The 16,815-nt window shown below is 68.9% G+C and carries 12 protein-coding genes; 9 read left to right on the forward strand and 3 right to left on the reverse strand.

Features of this window, described 5'->3' with window-relative positions; all coding sequences use genetic code 11:
• Positions 1–79: 79 nt before the first annotated feature.
• Positions 80–4,054, reverse strand: a complete 3,975-nt coding sequence (gene eccCa, locus AB0C75_RS17175; RefSeq protein WP_362891497.1) for a type VII secretion protein EccCa — start codon at positions 4,052–4,054, stop codon at positions 80–82.
• A 253-nt stretch (positions 4,055–4,307) separates the two neighbouring features.
• Here eccCa and eccD point away from each other — a divergent pair, with 253 nt between their 5' ends.
• The 6 genes from eccD (at position 4,308) to AB0C75_RS17205 (ending at position 11,390) form a co-directional block, all read left to right on the forward strand.
• A complete protein-coding gene (gene eccD / locus AB0C75_RS17180; protein ID WP_362891499.1) occupies positions 4,308–5,816 on the forward strand; it encodes a type VII secretion integral membrane protein EccD in 1,509 nt (502 codons plus the stop codon).
• 176 nt (positions 5,817–5,992) lie between these two features.
• Positions 5,993–6,283 (forward strand): 30S ribosomal protein S15, encoded by a 291-nt coding sequence (gene rpsO / locus AB0C75_RS17185; RefSeq protein WP_003965855.1) that lies wholly within the window; start codon positions 5,993–5,995, stop codon positions 6,281–6,283.
• Positions 6,284–6,560: 277 nt separating this feature from the next.
• A complete protein-coding gene (locus tag AB0C75_RS17190; protein ID WP_362891533.1) occupies positions 6,561–8,774 on the forward strand; it encodes a polyribonucleotide nucleotidyltransferase in 2,214 nt (737 codons plus the stop codon).
• On the forward strand, positions 8,771–10,150 hold the full coding sequence (locus tag AB0C75_RS17195; RefSeq protein ID WP_362891501.1) for a pitrilysin family protein: 1,380 nt from the start codon (positions 8,771–8,773) through the stop codon (positions 10,148–10,150). The genes AB0C75_RS17190 and AB0C75_RS17195 overlap by 4 nt, the downstream gene beginning before the upstream one ends.
• Positions 10,151–10,171: 21 nt before the next feature.
• Positions 10,172–10,924, forward strand: coding sequence for a 4-hydroxy-tetrahydrodipicolinate reductase (gene dapB / locus AB0C75_RS17200; RefSeq protein WP_362891503.1), 753 nt, complete (start codon positions 10,172–10,174; stop codon positions 10,922–10,924).
• Between the two features lie 13 nt (positions 10,925–10,937).
• Complete coding sequence (locus AB0C75_RS17205) at positions 10,938–11,390, forward strand: hypothetical protein (RefSeq protein WP_362891505.1); 453 nt, start codon at positions 10,938–10,940, stop codon at positions 11,388–11,390.
• Positions 11,391–11,445: 55 nt separating this feature from the next.
• Here AB0C75_RS17205 and AB0C75_RS17210 read toward each other — a convergent pair whose 3' ends face one another.
• Together AB0C75_RS17210 and AB0C75_RS17215 are read right to left on the reverse strand one after the other, a co-directional pair.
• Positions 11,446–11,997, reverse strand: coding sequence for a hypothetical protein (locus AB0C75_RS17210; protein ID WP_362891507.1), 552 nt, complete (start codon positions 11,995–11,997; stop codon positions 11,446–11,448).
• Positions 11,998–12,090: 93 nt separating this feature from the next.
• Entirely contained in the window at positions 12,091–12,330 is a 240-nt protein-coding gene (locus tag AB0C75_RS17215; protein ID WP_362891509.1) for a hypothetical protein, read from the reverse strand.
• Between the two features lie 174 nt (positions 12,331–12,504).
• Between AB0C75_RS17215 and thyX the strand changes: the two genes are divergently transcribed.
• The 3 genes from thyX (at position 12,505) to AB0C75_RS17230 (ending at position 16,109) form a co-directional block, all read left to right on the forward strand.
• Positions 12,505–13,242 carry an FAD-dependent thymidylate synthase gene (gene thyX, locus AB0C75_RS17220; RefSeq protein ID WP_362891511.1) on the forward strand — a complete coding sequence of 246 codons (738 nt, stop codon included), beginning with the start codon at positions 12,505–12,507 and terminating at the stop codon, positions 13,240–13,242.
• 151 nt (positions 13,243–13,393) lie between these two features.
• Positions 13,394–14,293, forward strand: a complete 900-nt coding sequence (dapA, locus tag AB0C75_RS17225) for a 4-hydroxy-tetrahydrodipicolinate synthase (RefSeq protein WP_362891513.1) — start codon at positions 13,394–13,396, stop codon at positions 14,291–14,293.
• A 130-nt stretch (positions 14,294–14,423) separates the two neighbouring features.
• Entirely contained in the window at positions 14,424–16,109 is a 1,686-nt protein-coding gene (locus AB0C75_RS17230) for a ribonuclease J (RefSeq protein WP_362891515.1), read from the forward strand.
• The last annotated feature ends 706 nt before the right edge of the window (positions 16,110–16,815 follow it).

Here is a 16,815-nt window from a genome sequence, read left to right on the forward strand (position 1 = left end):
CGGTGACAGTGGCGCGTAATCGCCTGCTGTCACCGCCCGCCCGGTCCTGCGCGCAATACACGCGGTACACGCGATGCGCCTACCGGTCCCCGTCCCCGTCCATGAGCCCCGACTGCACCAGCGGATTCCCGCGGCGCCGGGTGACGAACACCCCGCGCCCCGGCGGCATCGGGCGCGGCCGTACGTTGCCGAGGATGTCGCCCTCGATGGGGTCGCCCGAGAGCATCAGGCCCTGCGCGCCCAGCTCCAGGATGCGTTGCATGAAGGGCTCGTACAGGGCGCGGCTCGCGCCCGCCGTGCTGCGGGCGATGATGAACCGCACGCCGACGTCACGCGAGAACGGCAGCATCTCCGTCAGCTTCGCCAGCGGGTTCCCGCTGGACGTCGAGACCAGGTCGTAGTCGTCGACCACCACGTACACCGACGGGCCGCTCCACCAACTGCGCTCGCGCAGCTCCCGGGCCGTGACCTCGGACGAGGGGGTGCGGCGCTTCATCAGGTCGTACAGTGCGTCCGCGTGGTGCTCCATGTTGTTGGACATGGGCACGTACTCGGCCAGGTGCGTCGCCGGGGTGACGTCCAGCAGCGCTCGCCGGTTGTCGATGACGAAGAACTTGGCCTCGTTCCCCTCGTACCGCTCGGTCAGCTGCTTGATGAGCAGGCGCAGCAGATTGGACTTGCCGGACTCGCTCTCGCCGAACACCAGGAAGAACGGGTCCCGGTCGAAGTCCAGGAAGACCGGCTCCAGGTTGTTCTCGTCGATACCGAACGCGATGCCCCGCTCCGGCTGCGCATAGCCCGCCGGCAGCTCATGCGCCGGAAGCTGACGCGGCAGCAGTCGCACCGCAGGCGCCGGCGCCGCGGTCCAGTGCCGGGCGACCTCCTGGTTCATGGCGGCCGTGGCCTCGGAGAGGTCACTGTCGGACTTGATGCCGTCGATCCGCGGCACCGCGGCCATGAAGTGCAGCTTCTCCGGGGTGAGACCGCGGCCGGGGACGCCCGCGGGCACGTTGACGGCGGACTTGCGGTCGAGCTCGGAGTCCATGACATCGCCGAGCCGCAGCTCCAGCCGGTTCATCAGGTGGTCCTTGAGGTTGGCCCGGACCTCCATGGAACGTGACGCCGTGACGATCAGGTGGATGCCGTAGCCGAGGCCACGCTGCGCGATGTCCACGGCGGCCGGTTCCAGGGCCTCGTAGTCCGTGCGGAAGTTGCCCCAGCCGTCGATGAGCAGGAAGACGTCACCCCACGGCTGGTCCGTCACCGAGATCTCGCCGCGCGCCCGCAGCCTCCGGAAGGTGGCGATGGAGTCGATGCCCGCGCTGCGGAAGTACTCCTCGCGGCGCGCCATGATCCCGAACACCTCGGCGACCGTACGGCGTACCCGCTCGGGGTCCAGACGGGAGGCGACCCCTCCGACATGGGGCAGCCCCGAGACCGAGGCCATACCGCCGCCGCCGAAGTCCAGCCCGTAGAACTGGACCTCCTGGGGGGTGTGGGTGAGGGCGAAGCCCGCGATGAGCGTGCGCAGCAGCGTGGACTTGCCCGACTGCGGGCCACCGGTGATCTGCATGTGGCCCGCCGCGCCGGAGAAGTCCCGGTACAGCGTGTCGCGGCGCTGCTCGTACGGCTTGTCGACCACACCCAGCGGTACGACGAGCCGCCCCGATCCCTCGAACCCCGGCTGGGTCAGCCCGCGGCCCTCCACCGCCGAGAGTCCCGGCAGGATCTCGTCCAGCGACGGCGGATTGTCCAGCGGGGGCAGCCACACCTGGTGCGCGGAGGCCCCTCGGCCCTCAAGACGGCGCACGATCACATCGAGCACCGTGTCGGCCAGGGCGTCGTCCTCGGACCTACGGGCATCGGGCACGCCCGCCTGGGCCGTCGGCTGCACATAGCGCACCGGCACCGGAGCCGCCGTGAAGACCACGGGCCTGCGGTCCACCGGCAGCGGCCCGGAGGACACGGCGGGCTCGGCACCCGAGCGGTACACCCCGGAGACGTACGCGGCCTTGAAGCGCACCATCTCGTCCGTGCCGTACTTCAGATAGCCGGAACCGGGAACATTGGGCAGGTGGTAGGCGTCGGGCACGCCCAGCGCGGACCTGGACTCGCCCGCGGAGAACGTCCGCAGACCGATCCGGTACGACAGATAGGTCTCGAGCCCGCGCAGCCGCCCCTCCTCGAGGCGCTGCGAGGCCAGCAGGAGATGGACGCCCAGCGAACGGCCGATACGGCCGATCTGCACGAACATCTCGATGAAGTCAGGCTTGGCCGTGAGCAGTTCGCTGAACTCGTCGATGACCAGGACGAGGGACGGGATGGGCTGCAGGGGTGAACCCGCCGCGCGCGCCTTCTCGTAGTCGTGGATGTTGGCGTAGTTGCCCGCGTCGCGCAGCATCTCCTGGCGGCGGTTGAGCTCACCGCTGATGGAGTCGCCCATGCGGTCCACCAGCGTCAGGTCGTCCGCGAGGTTGGTGATCACCGCGGCCACGTGGGGCATCTGCGCCATGCCTGCGAAGGTGGCGCCGCCCTTGAAGTCGGCGAGGACGAAGTTCAGCGTCTCCGAGGTGTGGGTGACGGCGAGCCCGAGTACGAGCGTACGGAGCAGCTCGGACTTGCCCGAGCCGGTGGCGCCGACGCACAGACCGTGCGGCCCCATGCCCTCCTGCGCCGCCTCCTTGAGGTCCAGCATCACGGGGGCGCCGTCCTCGCCCACGCCGATCGGGACCCGGAGCCGCTCCGCCTGCGAGCGGGCCCGCCAGGTCCTGCTGACGTCGACCGATGCGGCGTCACCGAGATTCAGCAGATCGGTGAACTCCAGATTGGCGAGCAGCGGTTCGTCGTCGTCCCCGCCCGAGGCCACGTGGAGAGGGGCCAGCTGCCGTGCCAGGGCCTCCGCGGCCTCGATGCTCAGCAGGTCGGGAAGGCCGTCGTACACCAGGCCGTGCCCCGACTCCAGCTGGAGGGAGCGGGGGTCCACCACGATGGAGAGGCCGCCGCGCGCCCCGGTGACCTCGCCGCCGACGATCTCGACGACCGAGACGCCCTGAAGGCCCTCCGCCGACGCGAGCGCGGACGTCGGCGGTACGGACTGGCCGTCGAGCACGACCACGACGTGCGGCTGGTCGAGGATGGGCTGGCCGCCGGGCTGGAAGCGGGGGCGCCCGTCGAGGCGGCCCGCGAGCAGCTCCTCCAGCTCGGCGACGCTCGTGGTGATCAGACGGCGGCTGCCGGCGCCGTCGATGGCGCCCGGCACCTGGAGGTGCGGGAGCCACTTCGTCCACTCCCAGCGCGGAGCGGCCTCGCGGCCGGTCGCGACGGCGATGATCAGATCCTCGGGCGAATGCAGCGAGGCGAGCGCCCCGACCATCGCGCGGGCCGTGGCCCGCGCGGACTCCGCGTCGCCACTGATCGTCAGGTGGTAGAAGGCGCGGAGCGAGACCGCCATCGGCAGCCCGTCCAGCGTGCTGTGGGTCGTCAGGAACTGCTGCATGGCGCCCGCCGTCAGCGGTTCCAGCTCATCGACCGGCGCGGTGTCGGGCACGACGAGCGGCGTGGCGAGCTCCTGGCTGCCCAGCCCGATGCGTACGTGCGCGAAGTCCGCGTCCCCGACGCGGCGCTCCCACACCCGGCTGCCCTCGGCGACGAGCGCCCACAGCTGCTCGGGGGACGGGTGGAGGTAGAACTGCGCGTCGCGCTGCTGCCTGGCGGTCCTCAGCACGGCCCGCCGGGTCTGCGTCAGATACTTCAGATAGTCGCGCCGCATGTCCGCCAGCTGGCCCTGGGTGCCGCGCCGGAAGCGGATGACCATCGAAATCGCCATCGCGACCGTCGACGCGATCATGACCATGCCCATGATCCGCATGATCGGGTTCGGCGTCATGAAGAAGAAGACGACGGAGCCACCCATGCCGAGCATCGGCAGCAGCTGCATCATCACGCCCTCCTGCTGCCCGCGGGGCAACTCCGGCGGAGGTTGCAGTTGCACCTGCTCGCCCGGAACTTCGGAGGGGAGGGCCCGCGGTGGGCGCTTGACGACAATCTGGCTCACAGCTCACCAATTCCCTTGCCGGACGGAACTGTTCCTATCGACGCCCCCGTGGCGACGGGCTCCGTCCGCGGGAGGATCCTACTGGCGTACCCGGCGACCGTACCCGGCGACCCGAGGGCGGTAGGGTGTCGCGACGCGTGTACGCATCCGCTAACTACCGCAAAAAAACGGGTCATTCGGGACGCTGCGGAAGCCCGCGATCCAGGGGTGCGTGCCACGGGAGGTCCAGGAGAATCATGAGGGGGAGCAGCACGTGACTACGACGGCCCAAACGGCGGCCACCGGATCAGGCCGGCCGGGTCCCGGAGTACCCGCCGGCAACGCGACCGGCTTCTGCCGCGTCACGGTCGTCGCGCCCGACAGCCGCGTCGATGTGGCGCTGCCCGAGGACATCCCCGTCGCCGACCTCTACCCGGAGATCCTCCGGCTGTCGGGGCAGAGCCCGGCCCAGGACGCCCCGGTCGGCTATCACCTGGTGCGCCGTGACGGCACCGTGCTCGACAGCGGGCGCACCCTGGCCGGCCAGCGCATCCTCGACGGCGAGCTGCTGTCCCTGCGGCCCTTCGCCGAGTCACTGCCCCCCGCGGTCTTCGACGACGTCTCCGACGCCGTGGCCACCGCCGTCGCCCGGGACCGCACCCTCTGGGGCGACAGCCTCATGCGCTCGGCCGGCCTCTTCGGCGGTTCGGTCCTGCTGGCCCTGCTGAGCTTCGTGCTGTGGACCTCCGACATCCGGCACGACATGCACGGGCTGCCGGGCATCCTGGCCGCCGTCACAGCCCTGCTCCTTCTCGCGCTTGCGTGCGTACGCGCGCGTGTCTACGCGGACCGCGGGTCGTCCATCGCGCTCGGGATCGGCGCCCTCACCAGCACCGCGGTCGCCGGTGCCGGGCTGCTGCCCCTCAGCGCGGGCCAGGGCATCGGCAGGCTCCAGTTCCTGCTCGCCTGCGCCGCCGTGCTGGTGGCCTCGGTGATCCTCATGATCGCGGCGCCCCAGGGCGACGGCACCTTCGTCGCGTTCGTGTTCGCCTCCGCCATCGGCGTACTGGTCACCTTCATCGCGATCATGACCGGCATGGCCCCGGCCGAGACCGCCGCCGTGTGCGCGCCCCTCTCTGTGGGTCTCCTCGCCTTCCTCCCCGGACTCTCCACCCGCTTCGCCCGCCTCCCGATCGGCTTCGAGCCGCCCCGCACCACCGCCGGTGACTACGGCACGTCCGAGCCGGCCCCGCAGGGCCCCGTCGACGCCGACCGCATCACCGCTCAGGCGCGGCGCGGCCACGAACTGCTCCTCGGCCTGGTCGGCGGATGCGCCCTGGTGGCCGTGGGCGCCGCGGCGGTGCTCGGCTTCTCCGACAGCGTCTGGGGCCAGCTGCTGGCTCTCGCCACCGGAGCCGCGATGCTGATGCGCGCCCATCTGTTCCGCTACACCGCGCAGGTCGGCTGCGCCCTGGGGGCCGGCCTCGCCGCGCTCGTGCTCCTCGGCCTCGGGCTCTCGCTCAACCCGCCGGTCGAGCTGTTCCGGGACGCGCTCAGGGGCGACAGCGCGGGACTCGACATCCGTACGATCTGGCTCACCGCCGCGGTCGCCGGCGTCGCCGCGCTCATCACCGCCATCGGGCTGATCGTGCCGCGCAAGGGGGTCACCCCGTTCTGGGGGCGCTTCCTGGAGGTCGCCGAGGCCTTCGTGCTCCTGACGCTGCTGCCGCTCTGCCTCGCCGTTTTCGACGTGTACCACTCGATCCGGGCGCTCACCAGCTGAGGCCCGTCGGGGGCGCCCCGAACGACTGGTACTCTGACCAGTGGCCGTTTGTGTACGCGTCCCCGGATCATCCTGGGGGCTGCGCTCATCGGACCTTCGCCTCCGAGTCATGGAAGCTCCCCTGAGATCAAGACCAGGGGCACTCGTGGGCGCATCGAACACCAAGAGGAGTACGCGTGCCGCTCGACGCCGCTACGAAGAAGCAGATCATGTCCGAGTTCGCCCAGAAGGAGGGTGACACCGGATCCCCCGAGGTCCAGGTCGCCATGCTCTCCCGCCGGATCTCGGACCTGACGGAGCACCTCAAGACGCACAAGCACGACCACCACTCCCGCCGGGGTCTGCTGATCCTCGTCGGCCAGCGTCGCCGTCTTCTGCAGTACCTGGCCAAGAAGGACATCCAGCGCTTCCGTGCGCTCGTCGACCGCCTCGGCATCCGCCGTGGTGCGGCCGGCGGCGCCAAGTAAGGACGCTGTGGGAGGGAGCGGTACCCCGATTCCAGGGGGCCGCTCCCTTTGCTGTACGTGTACGTGCGTGACCCGGGCAGTGCTCAGTAACCTGGACGCACGACAACAGAACGAGGAGAGGCGCCCCACGGCCGCCGCCGGTCCTCGGTAGTGGCCCCCGGGGCAACGCCCGGGAGCTTCGATCGAAGACCGGCCCGCACACAGGGTGCGCTTCTCCGCACCGTCCTCCGCCACACGGGCGGCAGGACGAAAGACGACGAGTATGGAGAAATCACTAGTGGAGAACGAGACCCACTACGCCGAGGCCGTTATCGACAACGGAACCTTCGGCACCCGCACCATCCGCTTCGAGACGGGCCGCCTGGCCAAGCAGGCCGCCGGCTCCGCCGTCGCGTACCTGGACGACGACACCATGGTGCTGTCGGCCACCACCGCTTCCAAGCGGCCCAAGGACCAGCTCGACTTCTTCCCCCTCACGGTGGACGTCGAGGAGCGGCAGTACGCGGCCGGCAAGATCCCCGGCTCCTTCTTCCGCCGGGAGGGCCGCCCCTCCGAGGACGCGATCCTCACCTGCCGTCTGATCGACCGCCCGCTGCGCCCCTCCTTCAAGAAGGGCCTGCGCAACGAGATCCAGATCGTCGAGACGATCATGGCGCTCAACCCCGACCACCTGTACGACGTGGTCGCGATCAACGCCGCCTCCGCCTCCACGATCCTGGCGGGCCTGCCCTTCTCCGGCCCGATCGGCGCCACGCGTGTCGCCCTGATCAAGGGCCAGTGGGTCGCCTTCCCGACGCACACCGAGCTCGAGGACGCCGTCTTCGACATGGTCGTCGCCGGTCGCGTCCTCGATGACGGCGACGTCGCGATCATGATGGTCGAGGCCGAGGCCACCGAGAAGACCATCCAGCTCGTCAAGGACGGCGCGGAGGCCCCGACCGAAGAGGTCGTCGCCGCCGGTCTGGAAGCCGCGAAGCCCTTCATCAAGGCGCTCTGCAAGGCCCAGGCCGACCTCGCCGCCAAGGCCGCCAAGCCCACCGGCGAGTTCCCGGTCTTCCTCGACTACCAGGAAGACGTCCTGGAGGCGCTCTCCAAGGCTGTCAGCACCGAGCTCGCCAAGGCGCTCACCATCGCCGGCAAGCAGGAGCGCGAGGCGGAGCTGGACCGCATCAAGGAGATCGCCGGCGAGAAGCTGCTCCCGGCCTTCGAGGGCCGCGAGAAGGAGATCTCCGGTGCCTACCGCGCGCTGACCAAGAAGCTGGTCCGCGAGCGGGTCATCAAGGACAAGGTCCGCATCGACGGCCGTGGCGTCACGGACATCCGTACGCTCGCCGCCGAGGTCGAGGCCATCCCGCGCGTGCACGGCTCGGCGCTGTTCGAGCGTGGCGAGACCCAGATCCTGGGCGTCACCACCCTCAACATGCTCCGCATGGAGCAGCAGCTGGACACCCTCTCCCCGGTGACCCGCAAGCGCTACATGCACAACTACAACTTCCCGCCGTACTCCGTCGGTGAGACCGGCCGCGTGGGTTCGCCCAAGCGCCGCGAGATCGGCCACGGCGCGCTCGCCGAGCGCGCCATCGTGCCGGTGCTGCCGACGCGCGAGGAGTTCCCCTACGCGATCCGCCAGGTCTCCGAGGCGCTGGGCTCCAACGGCTCGACGTCCATGGGCTCGGTCTGCGCCTCCACCATGTCGCTGCTGAACGCCGGTGTGCCCCTCAAGGCCGCCGTCGCCGGTATCGCCATGGGCCTGATCTCGCAGGAGATCGACGGCAAGACCCACTACGTCGCCCTCACCGACATCCTCGGTGCGGAGGACGCCTTCGGCGACATGGACTTCAAGGTCGCCGGCACGAAGCAGTTCGTGACCGCGCTCCAGCTCGACACCAAGCTCGACGGCATCCCCGCCTCGGTCCTGGCCGCCGCGCTGAAGCAGGCCCGTGACGCGCGCCTCCACATCCTCGATGTGATGAACGAGGCCATCGACGTCCCGGACGAGATGTCCCCCAACGCCCCGCGGATCATCACCGTCAAGATCCCGGTGGACAAGATCGGTGAGGTCATCGGCCCGAAGGGCAAGATGATCAACCAGATCCAGGAGGACACCGGCGCCGACATCACGATCGAGGACGACGGCACCATCTACATCGGTGCCCAGCAGGGCTCGCAGGCCGAGGCCGCCCGCGCCACGATCAACGCCATCGCCAACCCGACCATGCCGGAGGTCGGCGAGCGTTACCTGGGTACGGTCGTCAAGACCACCACCTTCGGTGCGTTCGTCTCCCTGATGCCCGGCAAGGACGGTCTGCTGCACATCTCGCAGATCCGCAAGCTCGCCGGTGGCAAGCGCGTGGAGAACGTCGAGGACGTGCTCGGCGTCGGCGCCAAGGTCCAGGTCGAGATCGCGGAGATCGACTCCCGCGGCAAGCTCTCCCTCATCCCCGTCATCGAGGGTGAAGAAGACGAGAAGAAGGACGACGCCGACAAGTGACGTCCCGTAGTTCCGTGACGACGGCCCGCCCCTCATCGAAGGGGCGGGCCGTCGCCCGTACCCAAACGCTTCTCAAGGGCAGCAACGGCATCGGAACCGTCCGCCGAACCGTCCTCCCGGGCGGTCTGCGGATCGTCACCGAGACACTGCCCTCCGTACGCTCCGCCACCTTCGGGATATGGGCCAACGTCGGTTCACGCGACGAGACACCCACCCTGAACGGCGCGACGCACTACCTCGAACACCTCCTCTTCAAGGGCACCGCCAAGCGCAGCGCCCTCGACATCTCGTCCGCGATCGACGCGGTCGGCGGCGAGATGAACGCCTTCACGGCGAAGGAGTACACCTGCTACTACGCGCGGGTCCTGGACACCGACCTCCCGCTGGCCATCGATGTCGTCTGCGACATGCTGACCGGCTCCCTGATCGCCCCCGAGGACGTCGACGCCGAGCGCGGCGTCATCCTCGAGGAGATCGCGATGACGGAGGACGACCCGGGCGACTGCGTGCACGACCTGTTCGCGCACACCATGCTCGGCGACACCCCGCTGGGCCGCCCGGTCCTCGGCACCGTCGACACGATCAACGCGCTGAACCGGGGCCAGATCTCCCGCTTCTACAAGAAGCACTACGACCCCACGCACCTGGTCGTCGCCGCCGCGGGCAACGTCGACCACGCCACGGTCGTGCGACAGGTCCGCAGGGCCTTCGAGCGCGCCGGCGCACTGGACCGCACCGACGCCGTCCCCACGGAGCCCCGCCAGGGCTCCCGCACACTGCGCGCCACGGGCCGCGTCGACCTGCTGAACCGCAAGACCGAGCAGGCCCACGTCATCCTCGGCATGCCGGGCCTCGCCAGGACCGACGAGCGCCGCTGGGCACTCGGCGTCCTGAACACCGCGCTCGGCGGCGGCATGAGCTCCCGCCTCTTCCAGGAGGTACGGGAGAAGCGCGGCCTCGCCTACAGCGTCTACTCGTACACCTCGGGCTTCGCCGACTGCGGACTCTTCGGCGTGTACGCGGGCTGCCGGCCCAGCCAGGTGCACGACGTCCTCAAGATCTGCCGCGACGAACTCGACCGGGTGGCGACGGACGGTCTTGGCGACGAGGAGATCGGCCGCGCCGTCGGCCAGCTCGCCGGTTCCACCGTCCTCGGCCTGGAGGACACGGGCGCCCTGATGAACCGCATCGGCAAGAGCGAGCTCTGCTGGGGCGAGCAGATGTCCGTGGATGACATGCTGGCGAAGATCGCGGCGGTCACCCCCGACGAGGTCCGCGCGGTCGCCGCCGACGTCCTCGGACAGCGGCCCTCGCTCTCGGTCATCGGCGCGCTGAAGGACAAGCAGGCGGACCGCCTCCAGGAAGCCGTCTCCTAACCACCCGTAAGGAAAGAGCACATGAGCAAGCTGCGCGTGGCCGTTCTCGGAGCCCAGGGACGCATCGGTTCCGAGGCGGTGCGGGCCGTGGAGGCCGCCGACGACATGGAGCTGGTGGCCGCGCTCGGCCGTGGCGACTCGCTGGAGACCCTCACGGACAGCGGTGCCCAGGCGGTCGTCGAGCTGACCACACCCGCGTCGGTGATGGACAACCTCGGCTTCTGCGTCCGCCACGGCATCCACGCCGTCGTCGGCACCACGGGCTGGACCGACGAACGGCTCGCGCAGCTGAACACCTGGCTCGCCGGCTCCCCGGAGACCGGTGTGCTCATCGCACCGAACTTCTCCATCGGCGCGGTCCTCACGATGAAGTTCGCGGAGAAGGCCGCCCGCTACTTCGAGTCGGTGGAGGTCATCGAGCTCCACCACCCGAACAAGGCGGACGCCCCCTCCGGCACGGCCACCCGCACCGCCCAGCTCATCGCCGCGGCCCGCGAGGAGGCCGGGGCCGCGCCGCAGCCCGACGCCACCGCCACCGCACTCGACGGGGCCCGCGGCGCGGACGTCGACGGGGTCCCGGTCCACTCGGTCCGGCTCCGCGGCCTCCTCGCCCACCAGGAGGTCCTGCTGGGCGGCGAGGGCGAGACCCTCACCCTGCGCCATGACTCGCTGCACCACAGCAGCTTCATGCCGGGCATCCTGCTCGGCGCCCGCCGCGTGGTCACCACTCCCGGCCTCACCTTCGGCCTGGAACACTTCCTCGACCTGAACTGACTGGGCCCACCCCATGCGCGCAAAGCTCACCTACGTCGTCACCGCCGCCGTCCTGGTCTTCTACTTCGTCCTGGCCGGCAGCCGCGGAGTCCTGCTCATCCGGCACGGCACACTGCTCACGGTCACCTTCGGCGTGGCGGTGCTGATCCTGCCGGTGATCGGCGTCTGGTTCCTCTGGAAGAACACCCAGTTCGTGCGCAGGGCCAACGCCCTGGCCGCCGAACTGGACGCGGAGGACGGCCTCCCCGTCGACGAGCTGGTGCGCACCCCGTCCGGGCGCATCGACCGCGACTCCGCCGACGCCGTGTTCGCACGGCGCCGGGAGGAGACCGAGGACAGCCCGGACGACTGGCGCTGCTGGTTCCGCCTCGCGGTCGCCTACCAGGACGCGAGGGACACCCCCCGCGCCCGTAAGGCGATGCAGCGCGCCATCGCCCTGCACATGAACAAGCCGGTACGCGCCTGAGTGGCGCCGTACCGGCTTGTGGGGTGGCACAGCGGCCCTCCGGGGGCCCGTGCCGTCAGCTCCGGCGGTATTCGTCGGCCCAGGCCTCGATGGAGTCCGTGGCACGCTCGAACGCCTCGGCGCGGGACAGGAAGTCCGCGTTGTGGTCGGTGACCAGCGGGGGCAGCTGCTCGCCGCCCCTGCGCACCACGACCAGGGCCTGTCCCTGGACGGTGCGTGGGAAACCGAGCCACTTCACCGGCTGCTGCACCGTGCGGACCACGGAGGTGTCCCGCCACCGCACGGTGGTCGTACGGAAGAAGCCGACCCGGCGCACGCCGTGCAGGCTCACCCAGGCACCGACCCGAAGCAGCCGCAGCGCTCCGGCGATCACCAGGGCGGCGAGCACGAAACACACGGTTGCACCGGACAGGGACCCGGCGAACGTGATGATCATCGCGGCGAGCAGGACGAAGGACGCCAGCAGCAGCAGGGTGGCTGCTGCCGCGACCCGCCACGGGCCGGGGCGGTAGGGCCGCCGCCAGCTGTCGTGGTCGTCGAACGGCAGCGCGATGTCCTCTGCGCCCGCGTCGAATGCGCGGTCGGCCGTCAGGAAGGGCAGGGGCACGACTGATCCTCACTCACAAGCACGCTCGATTGCTGTGCCCGGTGAGGCTACCGAGCAGCCCCGCGGCCGACCACCCCAGGGGGCCCGTACGGGTCAGTGGTGCTGCGAGGCCTCGGACGTCTGGCTGTGCGGGGGCGTCTGATCGGTGTCCAGAGCGGGCAGGCCGAAGAGCAGCGAACCGGCGAAGCCGGCGACCAGGGTCATGCCCAGAAGCGAATGAGTGGCCAGCTGGGAGCGGCTGGCGCGACGGCGGGGAGGCGGAGTGACGTTACTGCGGAATCGGTCGGCCTCGGCAACGAACGAGAACGGGACGGACTCACGCCGGCGGAACATGAGGAAGCTCTCCTTGAACTCTGTGACGGGTGCTGCTAATGAGTCAGACGTACGAGAGGCCCGATCCGTGCCCCGAATCGCCGAACCCGTCCAGATTTTCCCACCGGCAGAGGCCGGGCCCGCGGCCCGTAGAGTGGACGCCGCCCGAGCGACGCCATTGGAAGGACCCCGTCGGTGACCGACACTCCCGAGCCCACGAAGGCTCATTTCCGCAGCGATGTCACCGTTGACCTGGTGAAATCCGCCGCCGGCGATTCCGACGTGCTGTTCGCCGCCCGTGTGTCGACGGCGGGGGAGCAGTCCCTCGAAGAGGTCGCGAAGGACCCGGAGCGCTCGAAGGGACTCATCAACTATCTGATGCGGGACCGCCACGGCAGCCCGTTCGAGCACAACTCGATGACCTTCTTCATCAGCGCCCCGATCTTCGTGTTCCGAGAGTTCATGCGGCACCGCGTGGGCTGGTCGTACAACGAGGAATCAGGCCGCTACAGGGAGCTCGAACCGGTCTTCTACGTCCCGGGGGAGTCGCGCAAGCTCATCCAGCAGGGCCGCCCCGGCAAGTACGAATTCGTCGAGGGGACCCCGGAGCAGCACCAGGTCACCAGCCGCGCCATGGAGGACTCCTACCGCCAGGCGTACGACGCCTACCAGGAGATGCTCGCCGCCGGAGTCGCCCGCGAGGTCGCCCGCTCGGTGCTCCCCGTCGGCCTGTTCTCCTCGATGTACGCCACCTGCAACGCCCGCTCGCTGATGCACTTCCTCGGACTGCGTACGCAGCACGAGCTTGCCAAGGTCCCGTCCTTCCCGCAGCGCGAGATCGAAATGGTCGGCGAGCAGATGGAAGAGCACTGGCGGCGCCTGATGCCGCTCACTCATGCCGCCTTCAACAAAAACGGACGGGTAGCCCCGTAGGCGGTGTCCGTATTGCGGCCTTTCGTGAAGTTCATCTAGGCTGATCAAACGGACCCGGCACTGCTTGAACCCCCGAGCAGGCAGTGCCGGGCTCCTCTTCCTCGTCCCCCGAGGGGACACGGCGCCCCGAGCAACGAGTAGCGTGTTACCCATGGCTCCGATCTCCACTCCGCAGACCCCCTTCGGGAGGGTCCTCACCGCTATGGTCACGCCGTTCACGGCGGACGGCGCACTCGACCTCGACGGTGCCCAGCGGCTCGCCACCCATCTGGTGGACGCAGGCAATGACGGCCTGATCATCAACGGCACCACCGGTGAGTCGCCGACCACCAGCGACGCGGAGAAAGACCAGCTCGTACGGGCTGTGCTGGAAGCCGTAGGAGACCGGGCCCACGTCATCGCAGGCATCGGGACCAACGACACCCGGCACAGTGTCGAGCTGGCCCGCACCGCCGAGCGCACCGGCGCCCACGGCCTCCTCGCGGTCACGCCGTACTACAACAAGCCGCCTCAGGAGGGCCTCCTGCGGCACTTCGGCGCCATCGCGGACTCCACGGAACTCCCGGTCATGCTGTACGACATTCCGGGCCGCAGCGGTGTGCCGATCGACACAGAGACGCTCGTGCGACTCGCCGAGCACCCCAGGATCGTCGCCAACAAGGACGCCAAGGGAGACCTGGGCCGCTCCAGCTGGGCCATCGCCCAGTCGGGCCTCGCCTGGTACTCGGGTGACGACATGCTCAACCTGCCCCTGCTGTCGGTCGGCGCCGTCGGATTCGTCTCCGTCGTCGGCCACGTCGTCACCCCGGAGCTGCGCGCGCTCATCGAGGCCCACCTCGGCGGCGATGTACAGAAGGCGACGGAGATCCACCAGAAGCTGCTCCCGGTCTTCACCGGGATGTTCCGCACCCAGGGTGTGATCACGACCAAGGCCGCGCTCACCCTCCAGGGCCTGCCCGCCGGCCCGCTGCGCCTCCCTCTGGTGGAACTCACCGCACAGGAGACGGCCCAGCTCAAGATCGATCTGGCTGCCGGTGGGGTACAGCTCTAACCACGGACTTCACAACTGAATACGCGAGGACACTCGCGACGGAAACACCACCTGACAACAGCAAGTGCACGATCGACATGCGCGCCACGTGCCCTCAGCGGTACGTGGCGCGCGTGGTAAGGAGAGTCTTTTGAGTCATCCGCATCCTGAACTCGGTACCCCGCCGAAGCTCGCCAAGGGCGCCCTGCGGGTCACCCCGCTGGGCGGCCTGGGCGAGATCGGCCGCAACATGACGGTCTTCGAGTACGGCGGCCGCCTGCTCATCGTCGACTGCGGTGTGCTCTTCCCTGAGGAGGAGCAGCCAGGCATCGACCTGATCCTTCCGGACTTCACCACCATCCGGGACCGCCTGGACGACATCGAGGGCATCGTCCTCACGCACGGCCACGAGGACCACATCGGGGGTGTCCCGTATCTGCTCCGGCTGAAGCCGGACATCCCGCTCATCGGCTCCAAGCTGACCCTCGCGCTCATCGAGGCCAAGCTCCAGGAGCACCGGATCCGTCCCTACACCCTTGAGGTGACCGAGGGGCAGCGCGAGCGCATCGGCCTGTTCGACTGCGAGTTCGTCGCGGTCAACCACTCGATTCCGGACGCCCTCGCCGTCGCCATCCGCACCCCTGCGGGCATGGCCGTGGCGACCGGTGACTTCAAGATGGACCAGCTCCCGCTGGACGGCCGTCTCACCGACCTGCACGCCTTCGCCAGGCTGAGCGAGGAAGGCATCGACCTTCTTCTCTCCGACTCGACGAACGCCGAGGTCCCGGGATTCGTCCCGCCGGAGAAGGACATCTCCAACGTCCTGCGCACGGTGTTCGCCAACGCGCAGAAGCGCATCATCGTGGCCAGCTTCGCCAGCCACGTCCACCGCATCCAGCAGATCCTGGACGCCGCTCATGAGTACGGCCGGCGGGTGGCCTTCGTCGGACGCTCCATGGTCCGCAACATGGGGATCGCCCGCGATCTGGGCTACCTGAAGGTGCCCGCCGGTCTGGTCGTCGACGTCAAGACCCTCGACGACCTGCCCGACGACGAGGTCGTGCTGGTCTGCACGGGATCCCAGGGTGAGCCGATGGCCGCCCTCTCCCGGATGGCCAACCGTGACCACCAGATCCGGATCGTTCCGGGCGACACGGTGATCCTGGCGTCGTCGCTGATCCCGGGCAACGAGAACGCGGTCTACCGCGTGATCAACGGCCTGACCCGCTGGGGCGCGCACGTCGTCCACAAGGGCAACGCCAAGGTCCACGTCTCGGGCCACGCCTCGGCCGGCGAGCTGCTGTACTTCTACAACATCTGCAAGCCGAAGAACCTGATGCCGGTGCACGGCGAATGGCGCCACCTCAGGGCCAACGCCGAACTCGGTGCGCTGACCGGCGTGCCGAAGGACCACATCGTCATCGCCGAGGACGGCGTGGTCGTCGACCTCATCGACGGCAAGGCGAAGATCGTCGGCAAGGTCCAGGCCGGCTACGTGTATGTCGACGGCCTCTCGGTCGGCGATGTCACGGAGACCTCGCTCAAGGACCGCCGCATCCTCGGTGACGAGGGCATCATCTCGGTCTTCATCGTGGTGGACAGCTCCTCCGGCAAGATCGTGGGCGGGCCCCACATCCAGGCCCGCGGCTCCGGCATCGACGACGGTGCGTTCACCGCGGTGGTGCCCAGGGTCGAGGAAGCGCTCAACAAGTCGGCGCAGGACGGCGTGATGGAGCCGCACCAGCTCCAGCAGCTGGTCCGGCGCACGGTGGGCAAGTGGGTGTCGGACACCTACCGCCGGCGTCCGATGATCCTTCCGGTCGTCGTCGAGGTCTGACCCGACGGTCACCGTCAGGTGCCACCGTAAGGTCGGCAACCAGGAGCGGGGCGCCCCGATTTGCATCGGGGCGCCCCGCTCCAGTACGTTTGCCATTCCGCCCGAACGGGAAGCCCTCCGCGCACACGTGCGCCGGGAGCCCTTCGAGGAGGCGGGAAATCCGGCTCAGAATCTCTGATAAAGTCGGGTCCGCCGAAAGGCAAAGGCCACTCCATAGGCCACCGGAATCAAATTCGGACCGGAAACGGGACGAAAAAGAGTCTGGTAAAGTTGGAACCGCCGGAAAGGGAAACGCGAAAGCGAAGAACTGGAAAGCGAATCGGTGGTAATTTACTGCCGAGCAGGAACTGCAGGATCCCGCTTCGACCGGGAATCGGACACGAAAGAGTCTGATAGAGTCGGAAACGCAAGAACAGAAGGGAAGCGCCCGGAGGGCCCCGGTGAAACGGGACCGAAGGAAGCGTCCGTTCCTTGAGAACTCAACAGCGTGCCAAAAGTCAACGCCAGATATGTTGATACCCCGGCCTGCTTCGGCAGGTTGGTGGTTCCTTTGAAAAGTCCTACCGGTCCTTCGGGTCGGGTAGGCAACAACAGCGAGGACGCTGTGAACGACCGGTCTTATTCCGACCTGGTTGTTCCGCTCTCGTGTTGTGATCCCGATTACGGGAAAACATTCACGGAGAGTTTGATCCTGGCTCAGGACGAA

The sequence above is a fragment of the Streptomyces sp. NPDC048565 genome (assembly GCF_040650935.1).
Lineage (GTDB): Bacteria > Actinomycetota > Actinomycetes > Streptomycetales > Streptomycetaceae > Streptomyces.